Origin of the sequence: Corynebacterium tuberculostearicum SK141 (assembly GCF_000175635.1) — a bacterium.
Lineage (GTDB): Bacteria > Actinomycetota > Actinomycetes > Mycobacteriales > Mycobacteriaceae > Corynebacterium > Corynebacterium tuberculostearicum_C.
The window spans coordinates 78,982-94,357 of sequence record NZ_ACVP01000007.1; the positions used below are offsets into that span (position 1 = coordinate 78,982).

The following is a 15,376-nucleotide window of genomic DNA, read 5'->3' on the forward strand; positions in this document are numbered from 1 at the left end:
ACGGCTGAGTGTCACTTCCTGAAATAGATTCTTTACCGCATACGCTGGGATAATATGAGCACTCTCGACGACGCCGCCGAGGCCCCCGGCGCCGCACGCACCCCTGGGGACTTGCCTTCTGCCGTACAGCCTGAAAGCAAGCAGCCTGCTGGCCGCCAGCCTGCCGGCACTCCGTCGAGCGCCGCGGCTACTCCGGTAAGCGAATCCGGGTACGAGGGGGCGGATAAGATCGTGCCCAGCACCGCGCCCACCGTGGTCAAGATTGAGGGTCATACCGAGGAAGTAGATCCCCTGGCCCGAGGCAACCGCTTGCGTAAGGAAAGCTGGGGGCTGGTGGTGCGCCGCGTGTGGGTCGATTTCTTCCATGATGCCTTGATGGACCGTGCGGCCACGATGACGTACTTCACGCTCATGGCCTTTGCCCCCACGGTGCTGGCCGCCTATTCCATCGCCACGCTCATTTTCTCCTCGCGGCGTGCCGAGGTGCACGAATTAACCTCGCAATTCATTGCGGACTACGTGCCCAGTTCCATGACGGAGCAGGCCGAAAAACTGGTTGGCTCCATCATTGGTTCCACGGCGCAAGGCACCTTCGCGCTGGTGGTATCCGTGCTGATTTCGCTCTTTGCGGCCTCGGCCTATGTGCGCGCCTTCTCGCGCACGGCCAATACCGTCTATGGGCGAGTGGAAGGCCGCGGAATCATCCGCACCTGGGCGCTGATGTGGGGGCTTACCATTGTTCTCGTCATCGGTGCGGTCATCGTGCTCTTTGCTAACCTGCTGCGCGATACCATCGTGAGCGGCGTTATCGATCCCCTCGCGGGCAAGCTGGATATGCAAGGCACCGCGGACTTTTTGGGTGGGATCTTCATGCCAGTGTGGAATTGGCTGCGCTTCCCGCTCACCGTGGTGATTGTGCTGAGCTTGATCGCCATCTTGTATCACTTTTCCCCGAACGTGCGGCCGGCGCGCTTTCGGTGGATAACCCTAGGCTCCGTCGTAGCACTGAGCACCAATGTTGTGGTGTGGGGAGCATTTGCGCTGTATACCCAGCGCTTTGCCGGAGCCAGCGTCTACGGCGCCTTCAGCCTCATCATGGCCGTATTCATGGCCGTGTGGCTATCTAATACGATGCTCATTCTGGGCATCAAGCTCGATGCGGAAATCCTGCGCGCCAAAGAGCTGCAATTGGGCCTGCACGCCGCGCGGCATATCCAGGCCCCGCCGCGTTCCGACGCCGCCGCTAAGTCCCAAGCCCGCGCCCAGCGCGAACTAGAGGAGCGTTCTGAGCGTATCTACGAGCAGGCGGTGCGCCGGGGAGAGCAGGAAAAAGGCTAGCCCTGGCTGAGCAGGGCGAGGAGATCGCGCTGGACATCGCGGCGGCGCAGCTTGCCCAGCTGATCGCTGGCGAGCGCCTCCATGGCAAAGAAGCGCTGCGGTACCTTATAGCGCGCCACCAACCCGCGGCAATGGTCGCGCAAGGCGGATTCGTCGAGCTGCGCGCCGGGGGCAAGCACCACGCAGGCGGCGACGTCCTCTGAACCATCGGAGCGAGGAATGCCCACGACCGCGGCCTGGGCAATATCAGGATGGGAGGTTAAAGCCTCCTCGACCTCGCCGGGATAGACATTGAAACCACCGGTGATGATGATTTCCTTGATGCGGCCCACCAAGCGGATATGGCCGTCGGGCTGGCGCACGCCCATATCCCCGGTGCGGAACCAGCCGTCATGGAAGGCGGCGGCGGTGGCGGGGGCGTCGGCAAGGTAGCCGCTAAAGACTTGCGGGCCGCGGGCGAGGATCTCGCCGGCCTCGCCATCCGGCTGGGTGCGGCTGAGGTCGTGAGGATCGCCGATGCGCAGCTGCGTATCCGGCAGCGGCAGGCCGATGGTGCCGGCGCGCCGGGTGTCATCGAGGGGGTTGATAGTCAGCACGGGAGAGGTCTCCGTAAGCCCATAGCCTTCCACCAGCATGCCGCCGGTGCATGCCTCCCATGGCTCGATGATGCGCGAGGGGAGCGAGGCCGCGCCCGAGATGGAGTAGCGCACCCCGCCAAGATCCGAGGGAGGCTCGGAGTTTGCGGCCGTGGCCGCGTAGTTCATGGCGCGTTCGTAGATGGTGGGCACGCCCGGCATCCAGGTGGGGCGGCGCGTGGCTAGCACCTTGGTCACCGCGTCGGTGTGTGGGGCAGGCAGCAGGATGATCTCGGCCGCACAGCGCACCGCGAGCAGCACGCTCATCGTCAGGCCATAGGAATGGAACATGGGCAGCGCGGCCAAGAAGCGCTCATGGCCGGGGCGCAGCGGGGCTTGGGTTTCCAGCTGCAGGCAGTTGGCCGCGAGGTTGCCGTGGGTTAAGACCACGCCCTTGGGGCGGGCGGTGGTGCCGGAGGTGTAGAGGATAAGGGCGGCGTCGGCAAGCGTGGCCGGGTACGGCTCCACCGGGGTGCCGTTTAGCGGAAGCGGTGCGCTCAGGGAAACGGAAATGGTGGTCTCTACCTGCGCGGAGACGGTGGGGGCAATGTCCTCCCAGGCAATCGCCACGCGGGCGCCATGGTGGGCGAGCAGCGGGGTAAGCTCGTGCGCGGTATAGCGCGGATTGTGCTCCACCACCACCGCGCCCAAGCGCAGAATGGCAAAGAATGCCACCACGTGCTGCGGGCAATTGGGCAGCAGGAGCGCCACGCGGTCGCCGGGGCGCACGCCCATCTCGCGCAGGGCACCGGCCGCGGCCGCCACCTGGGCGTCGAGCTCGCTATAGGTGAGCGTGTGGCCAGCGAAATAGGTGGCGGGACGCTGGGGAAACCTCGCGACGGCGGCCGCGAGGAAATCCGTCAAAGTAGCGCCGTAATGAATATCTGCCATAGCCGCTAAGTTTAGGCCTTTGCCTCCAGCAGCTCGAGTAGGTCCTTGCGCACCTGGTGGCGGCGGATTTTGCCCAGGTGGTCGCGCGCCAGATCTTCGAAGTGGTAGAAGGTGCGCGGCACCTTATAGCGGGTCAGGCGCTCGCGGCAGAATTCCTTCAGGCCTTCTGGATCAAGCACGGCGCCATCGCGCAGGGTGACGCAGCCGACGACATCCTCAGAGCCATCCTGGCGCGGGCGGCCCACGGCGGCGACATCCACGACGTCGGGATGCTGGGCAATCGCCTCTTCCACCTCGGCGGGGTAGACGTTGAAGCCGCCGGTGATGATGATTTCTTTGATGCGGCTGACCAGCTTGATATAGCCATCCGGTTCCATGAGCGCCATATCGCCGGTGCGGAACCAACCATTGTGGAAGGTCTTTTCGGTAGCGGCGGCATTGCCAAAATACCCCTGGAAAATCTGCGGGCCGCGCGCGAGCATCTCGCCTGGCTGGCCATCGGGTTGGGTTTTATCCAGGTTATCGGGGTTGGCAATGCGCACTTCCGTATCCGGGAAGGGCACGCCCACATAGCCGGGGCGGTGCTTGCCATTCATGGGATTGGCCGTAAGTACCGGGGAGGTCTCCGTCATGCCGAAGCCTTCCACGAGCCGGCCGCCGGTCAGGGTCTCCCAGCGCTCCACAATCTCTACGGGCAGCGTGGCGGCGCCGGAGAAGGCATTGCGGATGCCGCTTAAGTCGACGTCCTTTTCTTCCGCCGCGTCCATGATCTTTTGATACAGCGTGGGCACGCCCGGCAGCCAGGTAGGCGTGCGCTTCTTTATGACGTCCAGGATGAGCGGCATCTGCGGGGAGGGAAGCAGGATGAGCTCGGCGCCCAGGTAGATGCTGAAAATGCACAGCGTGGTCATGCCATAGGCGTGGAAGATGGGCAGCGCTGCGAGGAAGCGCTCTTGTTGTTTGCCCATCTGCGGCACCCAGGCCTTGCCCTGGATGGCGTTGGCAATGAGGTTGCCATGCGAAAGTAGCGCGCCCTTGGGCTTTCCGGTGGTGCCGGAAGTATAGAGGATGAGCGCAATATCGTCCTGGGAGATTTCAGGGACATCGAGGTCTGAGCCATCGCCGCCAATGGCCGCGCCGATGAGTGTGGACCATTCGACGGTATTGGGCGCGGGGCTGGTGAGCTGCTCGCGCTTGGCGGCCAGCGGCGGGATGGGCAGGCGCAGTGCAAGGCGCTTCAGCGGTGGCATGGCATCAACCATGTTGACGGAGACGATGGTCTCCAGTGGGGTGGTGGAGCGCAGCTTTTCTAGCGTGGAGGCGGTTTTATCCCAGGCGATAGCCACGCGCGCGCCATGGTCTTTGAGTAGCCCCTCAAATTCCGGGGCAGTATAAAGCGGGTTGTGCTCGACCACGGTGGCGCCAAGTAGCTGGACCGCATAAAAGGCGACGACGTGCTGGGGGCAGTTGGGCAGGACGATGGCTACCTTATCGCCCGGGCGAATGCCAAAGGCCTTGAGTCCGGCCGCGGCGGCGCGCACCTGGCTATCGAGCTCCGCGTAGGTGTGCGTGCGGCCGAAGAAGTAGGTGGCGGATTTATTGGCCTTGACCCGCAGGTTATCGCGATAGTAGTCGACGATGGTTTTATCGCCGTAGTCCAACGTGTGTGGGGTCCAGTCGCTGTAGTGCTGGAGCCAGGCTTGGGAGGTGGAAGCGGACACGCGTCAAAACCTTTCGTTTGGCTACAAAAACTATTTCTGAGGGGATAGTTTATCCCAAACGGAAAGAATCCTTCTAGATTTCTTCCAGCGCCAGCAAAAAACGTTTGGCTTCCAGACCACCCGCGTATCCGCCAAGCCCGCCATCGCTGCGCAGTACACGGTGGCACGGCCGCACGATGAGTAGGGGATTGGCGCCGCACGCACTGCCCACGGCCCGCGTCGCGCCGGGCCGGCCGAGCTTCTTGGCGACGTCGCGATAAGTGACCGTCTCCCCATAAGCAATCTTCATCAACTGCGCGTGGACTGCGGCGCGAAAGTCCGTCGTTCTGGGCGGGTCTAGGGGCAACTCGAAGGCGCGGTGCCGGCCAGCGAAATACTCCGCCAGTTGTGTCTGTGCCGCATCGAGCACAGCTGCGCTGTGCTTTTCGGAGTCCCCTTTAACCGCGCTGTCCGCCGCTTCCTGCAGGGCGCCGGTTGCGGTGAATTCCACACGGGAAAGCCCCCGCGGGCTCGCCTGCAGGCGCAGGGGTCCGAGGGGGCTATCGATGAGGCGGAACATGCTAGTCCTTTTCGGCCTCGAGGCGGCGGATAAGGTCTGCCTGGACCTCGCGGCGGCGGATCTTACCCATCTGATCCTTGGCCAGCTCCTCAAAGTGGTAGAAGGTGCGCGGGACCTTGTAGCGGGTAAGGCGTTCGCGGCAGTATTCCTTGAGGCCCTCTGGGTCGAGAGCGGCACCATCGGCCAAGTCGAGGCAGGCTACGACGTCCTCGGAGCCGTCCTCGCGCGGGCGGCCGACCACGGCGACGTCATCAATGCTTGGGTGCTCGCGCAGGATTTCTTCCACCTCGCCCGGATACACGTTGAAGCCGCCGGTGATGATGATTTCCTTGATGCGGCTGACCAAGCGGATGAAGCCATCTTCTTCCATGACGCCCATATCGCCGGTGCGGAACCATTCGCCGTGGAAGGCGGCCTCGGTGGCCTCTTCATTGTTGAGGTAGCCCTTGAAGATCTGCGGGCCGCGGGCCAGCACCTCGCCTTCGACGCCGTCCGGCTGGGTCTCGTCCAGATTATCTGGGTTGGCAATGCGCACCTGGGTATCCGGGAACGGAATACCCACGTAGCCGGGGCGGCGGTCGGTGCTCATGGGGTTGCCCACGATAATCGGCGAGCACTCGGTGAGGCCGTAGCCTTCCACCAAGAGGCCACCGGTATAGTTCTCCCACTTCTTGACCGTGTCCGAAGGCAAGGTAGAAGCGCCGGAGAAGGCTGCGCGCACGCCCTTGATAGGGATCTGCTGCTCGTCGGCGGCTTTGACGATTCGCTCGTAGAGCGTCGGTACACCCGGTACCCAGGTCGGGGTGTGCTTTTTCATCAGCTGCATGATGAGCGACATATCCGGCTTAGGCAGGATGACTAGTTCGCCGCCGATAAACTGCGCCAGGGTCACGTTCATGGTCAGGCCATAAGCATGGAAGAAGGGGAGGGCGGCGAGCATGCGCTCGGGCTTATCGCCCAGGCCCGGTACCCACGCCTTGCCCTGCATCAGGTTGGAAAACAGGTTTCCGTGAGAAAGCATGGCACCCTTCGGGGTGCCGGTGGTGCCAGAGGTGTACATAATCAGCGCGATGGTGTCCTTGTCCACGTCTTCCGGCGTGGTGATATCTCTACCGTCGCCACCGATGGCGTTGCCCACCAAGGCTTCCCACGGCACGGTATTGGGCGCCGGGGAAGAAAGCTGTTCGCGCTTGGATTTGAGCGGCGGGATGGGCAAGCGCAACGCGGCGCGCTGCAGGGTGGGCATGGCGTTGATCATGTTGATGGACACGACCGTTTCCAGGTTGGTGGTCGCGCGCAGCTTCTCCAAGGTCGGCGCGGCCTTATCCCAGGCGATGGCGATGCGTGCGCCGTGATCTTGGAAGAGTCCTTCCAGCTCATGGGCGGTGTAGAGCGGGTTATGTAGTACCACCTGCGCACCGAGCTTCAAGATGGCATAAAACGCCGCGATGTACTGCGGCGAGTTGGGCGCGACGATGGCTACGCGGTCACCTGGCCGCACGCCGAAAGCCTTCAAGCCCGCGGCCGCTGCGCGAACCTGGCGGTCTAGCTCCGCATACGTTTGGGTACGTCCGAAGAAGTAGGTGGCCGGTTTATCGGCGTTGACCTCAAGATTGTTGTCGTAGATATCCAGCAACGTGGTGTCGCCGTAGTCCAGCGTATGTGGTGTCCATTCCGGGTAATACTGGAGCCAAGCCTGTGATTCGTATGCGGACAAAACGTGACCTTTCGGTAGCGTAGGTTTCTGGCAGGGGCCAGTATAGCGCCGCTAGAATGGAGCGCCATGCGCATCGCCATGATCTCTATGCATACCTCGCCGATTGAACAGCCCGGCTCCGGGGACGCCGGCGGCATGAACGTCTACGTCCTCAACAGTGCCCGCCAATTGGCCCGCCGGGGAATCGAGGTAGACGTCTACACCCGCGCCACCCGGCCTAGCCAGGGCGAAATCATTGACGTCGAGCCGCATCTGCGCGTCATTAATATTGTCGCCGGGCCATACGAGGGCCTGGATAAAGAAGATTTGCCCACCCAGCTGGCCGCCTTCGCCGGCGGCATGGTGCAATTTGCCAAGTGGCAGGGCAAAAAATATGACCTTATTCATTCCCACTACTGGCTTTCTGGTCAGGTGGGCTGGCTGCTGCGGGATCTCTGGGGAATTCCGCTCATTCATACGGCGCATACCTTGGCCGCGGTGAAAAACGCCTCCCGGACCGCGGATGACACCTTGGAGTCCGAGGCCCGGCGCATCTGTGAGCAGCAATTGGTGGATAACGCGGACCTGCTCGTGGTCAATACCGAGCAAGAGGCCCGCGACTTGGCCGAGCACTACGACGCCGAGTGCGACATTATTCGCGTGGTCTCGCCCGGCGCCGACGTCGAGCTTTTCACCCCTGGCACGGACCGCAATACCGAGCGCTCCCGCCGCGAGTTGGGTATTCCGCTGCACACCAAGGTGGTGGCTTTTGTCGGGCGTCTGCAAAAATTCAAGGGCCCAGAGGTCCTCATTCGCGCCACGGCCGAGCTCTTCCGCCGCGAACCGACCCGCAACCTGCGCGTGGTCATTTGTGGCGGACCATCGGGGGCTAATACGGCGCCGGAGGCCTATAGGGAGTTGGCGCGTGAGTTGGGCGTCGATAAGCGCGTGCGCTTTTTGGGCGCCCGCCCGCCCGAGGAGCTGGTGGGGGTCTACCGCGCGGCCGATATCGTTGCGGTGCCTAGCTATAACGAGTCCTTCGGCCTAGTGTCGCTGGAGGCCCAGGCCTCTGGCACGCCGGTGGTAGCCGCGGCCGTTGGCGGGCTGCCCATCGCCGTGGCCGAAGGGGAGACCGGCCTGCTGGTGCACTCGCATGACCCATCCGACTGGGCCGATGCCTTGGCCCGCCTGCTTGACGACGACCCCATGCGCATCGCCATGGGCGAAGCCGCCGTCGCCCACGCCGCGCGCTTTAGCTGGGCCAGCTCCGCCGCCGCGCTCGCAGAAATCTATGACGAGGCCAGCCGCATCAAGGTCCCGGATTGCCATCAACGGCGGGCGATTGGGGATTAAACCCCGACGCCGGTAATAATTTCGTGGCATGCTGGAGGCATGACTAACGGAAAGCTGATTCTTCTTCGCCATGGCCAATCCAAGTGGAACGAGTCCAACCAGTTCACTGGCTGGGTCGATGTAGATCTGACCGAAAAGGGCGAGGCGGAAGCCAAGCGCGGCGGTGAGCTGCTCGCGCAGGAAGGCGTTCTGCCCGATGTCCTCTATACCTCTCTTCTTCGCCGTGCTATCCGCACCGCGAACATCGCTCTCAACGCCGCCGACCGCCACTGGATTCCAGTGGTGCGCGACTGGCGCCTCAACGAGCGCCACTACGGCGCCCTGCAGGGCCTGAACAAGGCCGAGACCAAGGAAGAATACGGCGAGGAAAAGTTCATGGCATGGCGCCGCTCCTATGACACGCGCCCGCCGGAGCTGGCCGATGACTCCGAGTACTCCCAGGTCAATGACCCGCGCTACGCGGACCTGGATAAGGTCCCGCAGACCGAGTGCCTGAAGGACGTCGTCGCCCGCTTCGTGCCGTACTTCGAGGAGGAAATCCTCCCACGTGCCAAGAAGGGTGAAACCGTGCTCATCGCCGCGCACGGCAACTCCCTGCGCGCACTGGTCAAGCACCTGGACAATATCTCCGATGATGATATTGCCGGCCTGAATATTCCGACCGGCATCCCGCTGGTATATGAGATCACCGAGGACGGCTCCGTAGTAAACCCAGGCGGCACCTACCTGGATCCGGAAGCCGCCGCTGCCGGTGCCGCCGCCGTTGCTGCGCAGGGCGGTAAGTAAGAAACTGCGCCACAGTCCCCGGGGAGCATTCCCTGGGGACTTTGTGGTGGATAGGGTAGACACGTGGAATTGATTCTTTCCTTTGCCGCTGGCGTGGTGGCCTGCGGGTTGGCGCTGCCGGTGATTTCTTGGCTGCGCGGGCGCATTGCGCGCTACCGCCAAGCCACCGATGCCGAGGCCAACCAGGTGACGACGGTCAGCCAGGTGCTGCACTTGGCCGTGCAGGGCTCGCCGACGGCCCTGGCGGTGCTGGACCGCAGCCAAGAAATCGTCATGTCCAATCCGGCAGCCCACGAGATGTCCCTGGTGCATGATCGCGCCGTGAACCCGGACGTGTGGCAGACCGCGCAGGAGGTCTTCGAGGACAAGGAGACCCGCACCGTCGACCTGGCCATTCCCAAGCGCCGCACGGGCCACCGCGTCACCCAGTTCAAGGCGGTCATTAAGCCGCTGACGCTTAACGACGGCCGCTTTGTCATCATCTACGGCACCGATGAGAGCGAAAACGTCCGCATGGAATCCGCCCGCCGCGACTTTGTGGCGAACGTCTCCCACGAGCTCAAGACCCCCGTCGGCGGCATTGCCCTGTTGGCCGAGGCCCTGCTCCAAGACCCCGGTGACCAGGAAACCGTGGAGTACTTTGGCAACAAGGTTTACAAGGAAGCCAACCGCATGGCCGATATGGTCAGCGAGCTTATTTCCTTGTCCAAGCTGCAAGGCGCCGAGGCGCTGCCGGAGATGGAACCGTTGGCCGTCGATGACCTCATCGAGGAAGCGCTCTCGCGCAACCAACTGGCTGCGGAGGCCCGCTCCATCGAGCTCAACCGGGGCGCCTCCGTCGGCGTGCAGGTCAAAGGAGATAGGTCCCTGCTGGTTACCGCACTATCTAACCTCATCTCCAACGCGATTAACTATTCGCCGGAGAAGATGCCGGTATCGGTCTCCCAGAAAGTCGTGGACGGTGGGGTCGTGCTCATCCGCGTCACCGACCGCGGCATCGGTATCGCACCGGATGATCAAAAACGTGTTTTTGAGCGCTTCTTCCGCGTAGACCAAGCCCGGTCGCGGCAGACCGGAGGCACTGGCCTAGGATTAGCAATTGTTAAACACGTGGTGGCCAACCACGGCGGCAACATCAAACTGTGGTCCCGGCCCGGTACGGGTTCTACATTCACTATTGAGTTGCCTATCTACAGAGAAGAAAAGCCAGCGCAGGAAGCTGGCATGAAGGATAATGAGAAGAAGGATGCCGTCACTGCGGCGGCGCCTGGGCTCCCGCGTGCAGTAGCACGCGTCGCAGCACGTCGAAAGGATAAAGCACAATGACCACCATCCTCATCGTTGAAGATGAAGAGTCGCTGGCAGATCCGCTGGCATTTCTCCTCCGCAAGGAGGGCTTCGAGCCGATCATCGCGCACGATGGCCCCACCGCGCTGGAAAAGTTTGCCGCTAACGACATCGATATCGTCCTTCTAGACCTCATGCTGCCCGGCATGTCCGGCACCGAGGTATGCAAGCAGCTGCGCACCACCTCGTCCGTGCCGGTCATCATGGTGACCGCGCGCGATTCCGAGATCGACAAGGTCGTCGGCCTCGAGCTGGGCGCCGATGACTACGTGACCAAGCCCTATTCCTCCCGCGAGCTCATCGCCCGCATCCGCGCGGTCCTGCGCCGCGGCCACGATTCCGGCGCCGGTGCCGATACCGAGGCGGAGGAAGAAGTAGCCGAGCAGATCCTCGAGGGCGGCCGCGTCAAGATGGACGTGGAACGCCACACCGTTACCGTCGCGGACGAGCCGGTATCCATGCCTCTTAAGGAATTCGACCTCTTGGAGTACCTGCTGCGCAACGCCGGCCGCGTACTCACCCGTGGCCAGCTCATTGACCGCATCTGGGGCGCCGATTATGTTGGCGACACCAAGACGCTCGACGTTCACGTCAAGCGTCTGCGCTCCAAGATCGAGGAGCAGCCCTCCCGCCCGAAGCACCTGGTTACGGTGCGCGGCCTGGGCTATAAATTCGAGCTCTAGCTCCCCGCCCGCTGGCTTTCAGCCTGCAGGCTCCCGGCCTTCACGCTGGCCGGGTGCTGCGTGAGCTGTACGCCGTGCTCGGCCGCCGCGGCGCGGGCCTTGCAGTGCGCGGCCAGAATCTCATAGGACTCCCGGCCCATGAGCGCTACCAGCTCGTCCTCGTGCGATTGCCACATCGGCAGCGGGTTGGCGTGGCAGGCGGCATCCGCCGAGCAATACCAATCAAAGTCTTCGCCGCCATTGCCCCAACCGCGGCGGTCATACTCGCCAATCTGCGTGCGCAAAATCTCCTGGCCATCCGGGCGCTCTTCATAATCCTCGTAGCGGCGCAGCGGCAGCTGCCAGCACACCTCGGGTTTGACCACCGTGAGCTCCTCGCCGGTATCAACAGCCCACTGGTGCAGCGCGCAGCCCGTACCCGTTGCCCAGCCGGCGCGGTTGGCAAAAATGCACGCGCCATCCACGATGGGTGTCTTCAGCGCCGGTTCCGGTTCGCCGTCCTCGCCGTCGAGCTCGTCCCACTCCAGCCATGGCTCCAACTCGTCCGTAGCGTCTTGCGCGAGGAACTCATCTACCCCCGCTGGGCGCAGCTGCCAATACTTGGCGGGCATGCGCGAGACGGCGTCGTAAAGCTGGTCGCGGTCTTCCTCATCGGCCATATAGGCGCCATGCACGCAGCAGCCCACCTCGGGCTGGCTCTTATCGATGCCCCGGCATGCCGACGTCCCAAATTGGCAGCTGTAGTGCGATTCCACCCATGTCAGGTCGATGGAAAAGACGTGGTGTGGGTCGTTCGGGTTGGTAAATTCGAACCACTCCCGCGGGAAATCGGGGGCCTCTTCGCGGCCCGCTCTTATCGACGCCGCCGCGGGCGAGCTCGCGGGAAAACCTAGGTATACCGTGTCAGATTTTGGGCGATTCACACCTAACCACGGTAGACCTACTACGCTATTAGTGTGCGATTAGGTGTATTAGACGTCGGAAGCAATACCGTCCACCTCGTTGCGGTCGATGCCGCGACGGGCGGACGGCCCACTCCGATGAGCGATTGGAAGACCCCGCTCCGGCTGGTAGAACAGCTGGACAAGAAGGGCAACATCCATGAAAAGGGTGTAAAGAAGCTGGTCAGCGCCGTAGCGGAGGCGAGCGAGCTGGGCGATAAGCTGGGCTGCGCGGAATTTATCGCCTTTGCTACCTCGGCGGTGCGCTCCGCACCCAATTCCGAGGCCGTGCTCGATGAGGTGGAAAAGCAGACCGGCGTACGCCTGCAGATTCTCTCTGGCGTGGAAGAAGCCCAGCTGACCTTCCTCGCTGCCCGTCGCTGGTATGGCTGGTCCGCCGGCCGTATTACCAACCTGGACATCGGCGGCGGCTCGCTAGAGCTGTCCACCGGTACTGACGAGCACCCCGACCTTGCCTTCTCCCTCGACCTGGGCGCTGGCCGGTTGACCCATAATTGGTTCGACACCGACCCGCCAGAGAAGAAAAAGGTAAGCGCGCTGCGCGATTTCATTGATGCGGAGCTTGAAGACGCCGCCCAGCAGATGAAGGCCATGGGCCCCGCTGGCCTTGCCGTGGGTACCTCCAAAACCTTCCGTACGCTGGCCCGCCTGACCGGTGCCGCACCCTCGTCTGCCGGCCCATACGTCAAGCGCACGTTGACTGCACCGGGTCTGCGCCAGTTGATTTCCTTCATCTCTCGCATGACTGCGGCAGACAGAGCGGACCTAGAAGGTGTAAGTTCTAACCGATCGCACCAAATCGTTGCCGGCGCTCTGGTGGCCGAGGCATCCATGCGAGCCTTGGACATCGAGAAGCTGGAAATCTGCCCGTGGGCGCTGCGTGAGGGCGTCATTTTGCGCCGGACCGACAAGGGATTGGAATAGGAAGAGATCATGGCTGACAAGAACAAGTTGACCGTGGCAGAGCTGCTGGCTCGCGATAAAAAGGCCCGCGGCGAGAAGGGCGGCAAGGATGACAAGCGTTCGCGCCGCCACCGCCGCAGCTTGGATGAAGGCGGCATCTCCGTTGCCGAGCTAACCGGCAACCTCAAGAAGGTCAAGGCTTCGCCTGCAGAGGCCAAGCACACCTCCGTCTCCATCGACGAGGACGCTCCCGTCATCCGCGCCCCCAAGGCTGCCGACGCGACCGATGCCGACGCCGCAAAGAAGTCCACCGACAAGCCAAATTCTCAGTCCGCAGCCACGACCGCCGCTCAGCCTGCCGCGCCGAAGGCTGCACCCAAGGCTGCACCAAAGACCGCCGCAGAGGCAGCACCAAAGGCTGCTCCTAAATCCGCGGACAAGCCCGCAGCCAAGTCTGCTGCCGCTGCGGCACAGGAGGCGCCGAAGAAGAATCAGCCTTCTGCGGATGACACCGCGGTAATCCAGCGCGTGGGTAAGGCGAAGGAGGAGGATGCCAAGACTGCTGCCGCCAAGCCTGCCGGGGCTGAGGCAGCTGCCGCGAAGCCCGTTGCCGAAAAGCCGAAGGCCGACAAGGGCGCGAAGGTGGCCGGAGCGGGAGCTGCGACAGCTGGTGCTGGAGCGGCCGCTGCAGCGGCGGTGCCGGCGTCTAAGAAGGCGGGCGTCGCTAAGAATGCCGAGGAAACCGGCAACCTGCCCAAGGTCGAGGACGACGAAGAGTGGATCGAGGAAGAGCACGAGAAGCTCAACCCAGTTTCCATCCTGCTGATGATTGTCGCGGGTATCCTGCTGGCGATTGTCATCTTCAAGGGCTTTGAGATTCTGTGGGATAGCTTCCCACGCCTGGTCGTCGCCATCCTGGCGCTGTGCGTCACCGCAATTATGGTGGGCGTGACGCACGCCCTGCGCACCGCGCGCGACGGGTTCTCTATGTTCCTGGCCGGCTTTACCGGCCTCGTCCTTACCTTCGGCCCGCTGCTGTTGGTTATGCTCTAAGCCCCCGCTTGTCGACGCCCCGGTTACCCCACGTGGTAGCCGGGGTTCCGCATTTTTGGCATGGTGGAGGCTATGACAAAGATTGCAATTTTAGGCGGCGGACAAATCGGTGAGGCTTTGACCTCGGGACTCGTAGCATCGGGCTTTGCGGGCTCGGATATCACGGTCACCAACCGCACCGAATCCCGCAGCAAGGAACTTCAGGACGCTTATGGCGTCGCCACCACCAGCGATAATGCGGCGGCGGTAGACGGCGCGGATTATATCTTCGCGTGTGTGAAGCCCTACGCCATCCTGGATCTGCTCGAAGGCCTTGAACCAGCCAAGGATGCCGTGGTGGTGTCCATGGCCGCGGGCCTGACGCTCGAGCAGCTGCAGGGAGCGGCGGGCGAAGGCGTGCCGGTGGTGCGCGTTATGCCCAATACCCCCATGTTGGTGCGCCGCGGCATGTGCACCTGCGCGGCCGGTGAGCACGTGAGCGACGCCCAGATGGACGGCGTGCGCGAGCTGTTGGAGGCCGTAGGCGAGGTGGCGGTCATCCCGGAGAAGAATATCGACGCCGCCACCGCGCTGGCAGGCTCCTCGCCGGCCTATTTCTTCCTCGTGGCAGAAGCGCTTGTCGATGCCGGCGTGCAGCTCGGCCTTCCCCGCGACGTCGCTGAGAAGCTTGCCGCCCAGGCCGCAGCCGGCTCCGGTGAAATGCTGGCTAGCTCCGGCCGCTCGGCCACCCAGCTGCGCGCTGGCGTAACTTCGCCGGGCGGTACTACCGCGGCCGCTGTCCGCGAGCTGGAGGAGTCCGGCCTGCGCGGCGCGTTCTACCGCGCGGCAGAGGCCTGCTCCGATAAGGCCAAGGAGCTCGGCTAGCGCCGCCGTGTGCGACCTCCCCGTGGTGGGGGTGTACCCACCCGAGAGTGTTGGGGCGGGTGTTAAGCAGCGCTTTTGGGGGAAACCCTAATGAATGCTGTGAAAAAATTTGGCACTTGGGTCGCATTAGTCACATGTTTCACGATAGGCTAGGGCAAGCACGTGCGTGAAGTCCTGTGGGAGGGGAAGCCTACAGCGCGTAACGAGCTGAAGGGTTAGATATATATGGCAAATGAAGAAAAGGGAACCTTTCTGACGATCGCGGAGGTCGCCGAGATTATGCGCGTCTCCAAAATGACCGTCTACCGTTTGGTTCACGCAGGCGAAATGCCGGCTGTTCGCGTCGGACGCTCCTTCCGCGTTCACGAGTCTGCCGTCAACGAGTACTTGGAGGCTTCCGTTTACGGAGCCTAGGCTCGCGCCGCACAGACAGCGCCCACCTCTGTTGGCCCTCGAGGTCAGCGGTGGTGGGCGCTGTTGTTTCTCACTGTTGTTGTCGCGGGCCCTTTTTGGTCACGGGCTGGGTGCTGGGTAAGATGGTGTGCATTCGTGTCGGCTCGCTGATGTGGCCCGCGGTCTGTGTGG

14 protein-coding genes are annotated in these 15,376 nt (G+C 63.0%); 9 read left to right on the forward strand and 5 right to left on the reverse strand.

The window, feature by feature from the left end:
- Positions 1 to 54: 54 nt before the first annotated feature.
- Complete coding sequence (locus tag CORTU0001_RS02730; RefSeq protein WP_005327205.1) at positions 55 to 1,338, forward strand: YihY/virulence factor BrkB family protein; 1,284 nt, start codon at positions 55 to 57, stop codon at positions 1,336 to 1,338.
- Here CORTU0001_RS02730 and CORTU0001_RS02735 read toward each other — a convergent pair.
- The 4 genes from CORTU0001_RS02735 to CORTU0001_RS02750 form a co-directional block, all read right to left on the reverse strand.
- A complete protein-coding gene (locus tag CORTU0001_RS02735) occupies positions 1,335 to 2,864 on the reverse strand; it encodes an AMP-binding protein (protein ID WP_005327206.1) in 1,530 nt (509 codons plus the stop codon). The genes CORTU0001_RS02730 and CORTU0001_RS02735 overlap by 4 nt on opposite strands.
- An 11-nt stretch (positions 2,865 to 2,875) precedes the next feature.
- Complete coding sequence (locus tag CORTU0001_RS02740; protein WP_005327207.1) at positions 2,876 to 4,585, reverse strand: long-chain-fatty-acid--CoA ligase; 1,710 nt, start codon at positions 4,583 to 4,585, stop codon at positions 2,876 to 2,878.
- 73 nt (positions 4,586 to 4,658) lie between these two features.
- Positions 4,659 to 5,144: a methylated-DNA--[protein]-cysteine S-methyltransferase gene (locus CORTU0001_RS02745; protein ID WP_005327209.1), complete on the reverse strand. Its 486-nt coding sequence runs from the start codon at positions 5,142 to 5,144 to the stop codon at positions 4,659 to 4,661.
- A gap of 1 nt (position 5,145) precedes the next feature.
- Complete coding sequence (locus CORTU0001_RS02750) at positions 5,146 to 6,861, reverse strand: long-chain-fatty-acid--CoA ligase (RefSeq protein WP_005327210.1); 1,716 nt, start codon at positions 6,859 to 6,861, stop codon at positions 5,146 to 5,148.
- Positions 6,862 to 6,927: 66 nt separating this feature from the next.
- On the opposite strand from CORTU0001_RS02750, the gene mshA reads away from it, so the two are divergent.
- The 4 genes from mshA to CORTU0001_RS02770 all read left to right on the forward strand — a co-directional run bounded on the left by mshA (position 6,928) and on the right by CORTU0001_RS02770 (position 11,009).
- Positions 6,928 to 8,193 carry a D-inositol-3-phosphate glycosyltransferase gene (mshA, locus tag CORTU0001_RS02755; protein ID WP_005327211.1) on the forward strand — a complete coding sequence of 422 codons (1,266 nt, stop codon included), beginning with the start codon at positions 6,928 to 6,930 and terminating at the stop codon, positions 8,191 to 8,193.
- A 39-nt stretch (positions 8,194 to 8,232) separates the two neighbouring features.
- Positions 8,233 to 8,979: a phosphoglyceromutase gene (locus tag CORTU0001_RS02760; RefSeq protein WP_005327212.1), complete on the forward strand. Its 747-nt coding sequence runs from the start codon at positions 8,233 to 8,235 to the stop codon at positions 8,977 to 8,979.
- Positions 8,980 to 9,042: 63 nt separating this feature from the next.
- Positions 9,043 to 10,305: a sensor histidine kinase gene (locus CORTU0001_RS02765; protein WP_005327213.1), complete on the forward strand. Its 1,263-nt coding sequence runs from the start codon at positions 9,043 to 9,045 to the stop codon at positions 10,303 to 10,305.
- On the forward strand, positions 10,302 to 11,009 hold the full coding sequence (locus CORTU0001_RS02770; RefSeq protein WP_005327214.1) for a response regulator transcription factor: 708 nt from the start codon (positions 10,302 to 10,304) through the stop codon (positions 11,007 to 11,009). The genes CORTU0001_RS02765 and CORTU0001_RS02770 overlap by 4 nt, the downstream gene beginning before the upstream one ends.
- Here the strand turns inward: CORTU0001_RS02770 and CORTU0001_RS02775 are convergent.
- Positions 11,006 to 11,932, reverse strand: coding sequence for a DUF3109 family protein (locus tag CORTU0001_RS02775; RefSeq protein WP_005327215.1), 927 nt, complete (start codon positions 11,930 to 11,932; stop codon positions 11,006 to 11,008). The two genes, CORTU0001_RS02770 and CORTU0001_RS02775, sit on opposite strands and share 4 nt — an antisense overlap.
- 33 nt (positions 11,933 to 11,965) lie before the next feature.
- Here CORTU0001_RS02775 and CORTU0001_RS02780 point away from each other — a divergent pair, with 33 nt between their 5' ends.
- The 4 genes from CORTU0001_RS02780 to CORTU0001_RS02795 all read left to right on the forward strand — a co-directional run bounded on the left by CORTU0001_RS02780 (position 11,966) and on the right by CORTU0001_RS02795 (position 15,205).
- Positions 11,966 to 12,895 carry a Ppx/GppA family phosphatase gene (locus tag CORTU0001_RS02780; protein WP_005327216.1) on the forward strand — a complete coding sequence of 310 codons (930 nt, stop codon included), beginning with the start codon at positions 11,966 to 11,968 and terminating at the stop codon, positions 12,893 to 12,895.
- 9 nt (positions 12,896 to 12,904) lie between these two features.
- Positions 12,905 to 13,927 carry a tripartite tricarboxylate transporter TctB family protein gene (locus tag CORTU0001_RS11690; RefSeq protein WP_005327217.1) on the forward strand — a complete coding sequence of 341 codons (1,023 nt, stop codon included), beginning with the start codon at positions 12,905 to 12,907 and terminating at the stop codon, positions 13,925 to 13,927.
- A gap of 72 nt (positions 13,928 to 13,999) precedes the next feature.
- Positions 14,000 to 14,791 carry a pyrroline-5-carboxylate reductase gene (gene proC / locus CORTU0001_RS02790; protein WP_005327218.1) on the forward strand — a complete coding sequence of 264 codons (792 nt, stop codon included), beginning with the start codon at positions 14,000 to 14,002 and terminating at the stop codon, positions 14,789 to 14,791.
- A gap of 225 nt (positions 14,792 to 15,016) precedes the next feature.
- Positions 15,017 to 15,205 (forward strand): helix-turn-helix domain-containing protein, encoded by a 189-nt coding sequence (locus CORTU0001_RS02795; protein ID WP_005276651.1) that lies wholly within the window; start codon positions 15,017 to 15,019, stop codon positions 15,203 to 15,205.
- Positions 15,206 to 15,376 lie beyond the last annotated feature (171 nt).

Excerpts from the sequence above, each read along its gene's own strand:
- CORTU0001_RS02735 (WP_005327206.1), bottom strand. The coding sequence starts at position 2,864 with ATGGCAGATATTCATTACGGCGCTACTTTGACGGATTTCCTCGCGGCC.
- CORTU0001_RS02730 (WP_005327205.1), top strand. The coding sequence starts at position 55 with ATGAGCACTCTCGACGACGCCGCCGAGGCCCCCGGCGCCGCACGCACC.
- CORTU0001_RS11690 (WP_005327217.1), top strand. The coding sequence starts at position 12,905 with ATGGCTGACAAGAACAAGTTGACCGTGGCAGAGCTGCTGGCTCGCGAT.
- mshA (WP_005327211.1), top strand. The coding sequence starts at position 6,928 with ATGCGCATCGCCATGATCTCTATGCATACCTCGCCGATTGAACAGCCC.
- proC (WP_005327218.1), top strand. The coding sequence starts at position 14,000 with ATGACAAAGATTGCAATTTTAGGCGGCGGACAAATCGGTGAGGCTTTG.
- CORTU0001_RS02745 (WP_005327209.1), bottom strand. The coding sequence starts at position 5,144 with ATGTTCCGCCTCATCGATAGCCCCCTCGGACCCCTGCGCCTGCAGGCG.
- CORTU0001_RS02795 (WP_005276651.1), top strand. The coding sequence starts at position 15,017 with ATGGCAAATGAAGAAAAGGGAACCTTTCTGACGATCGCGGAGGTCGCC.
- CORTU0001_RS02760 (WP_005327212.1), top strand. The coding sequence starts at position 8,233 with ATGACTAACGGAAAGCTGATTCTTCTTCGCCATGGCCAATCCAAGTGG.
- CORTU0001_RS02770 (WP_005327214.1), top strand. The coding sequence starts at position 10,302 with ATGACCACCATCCTCATCGTTGAAGATGAAGAGTCGCTGGCAGATCCG.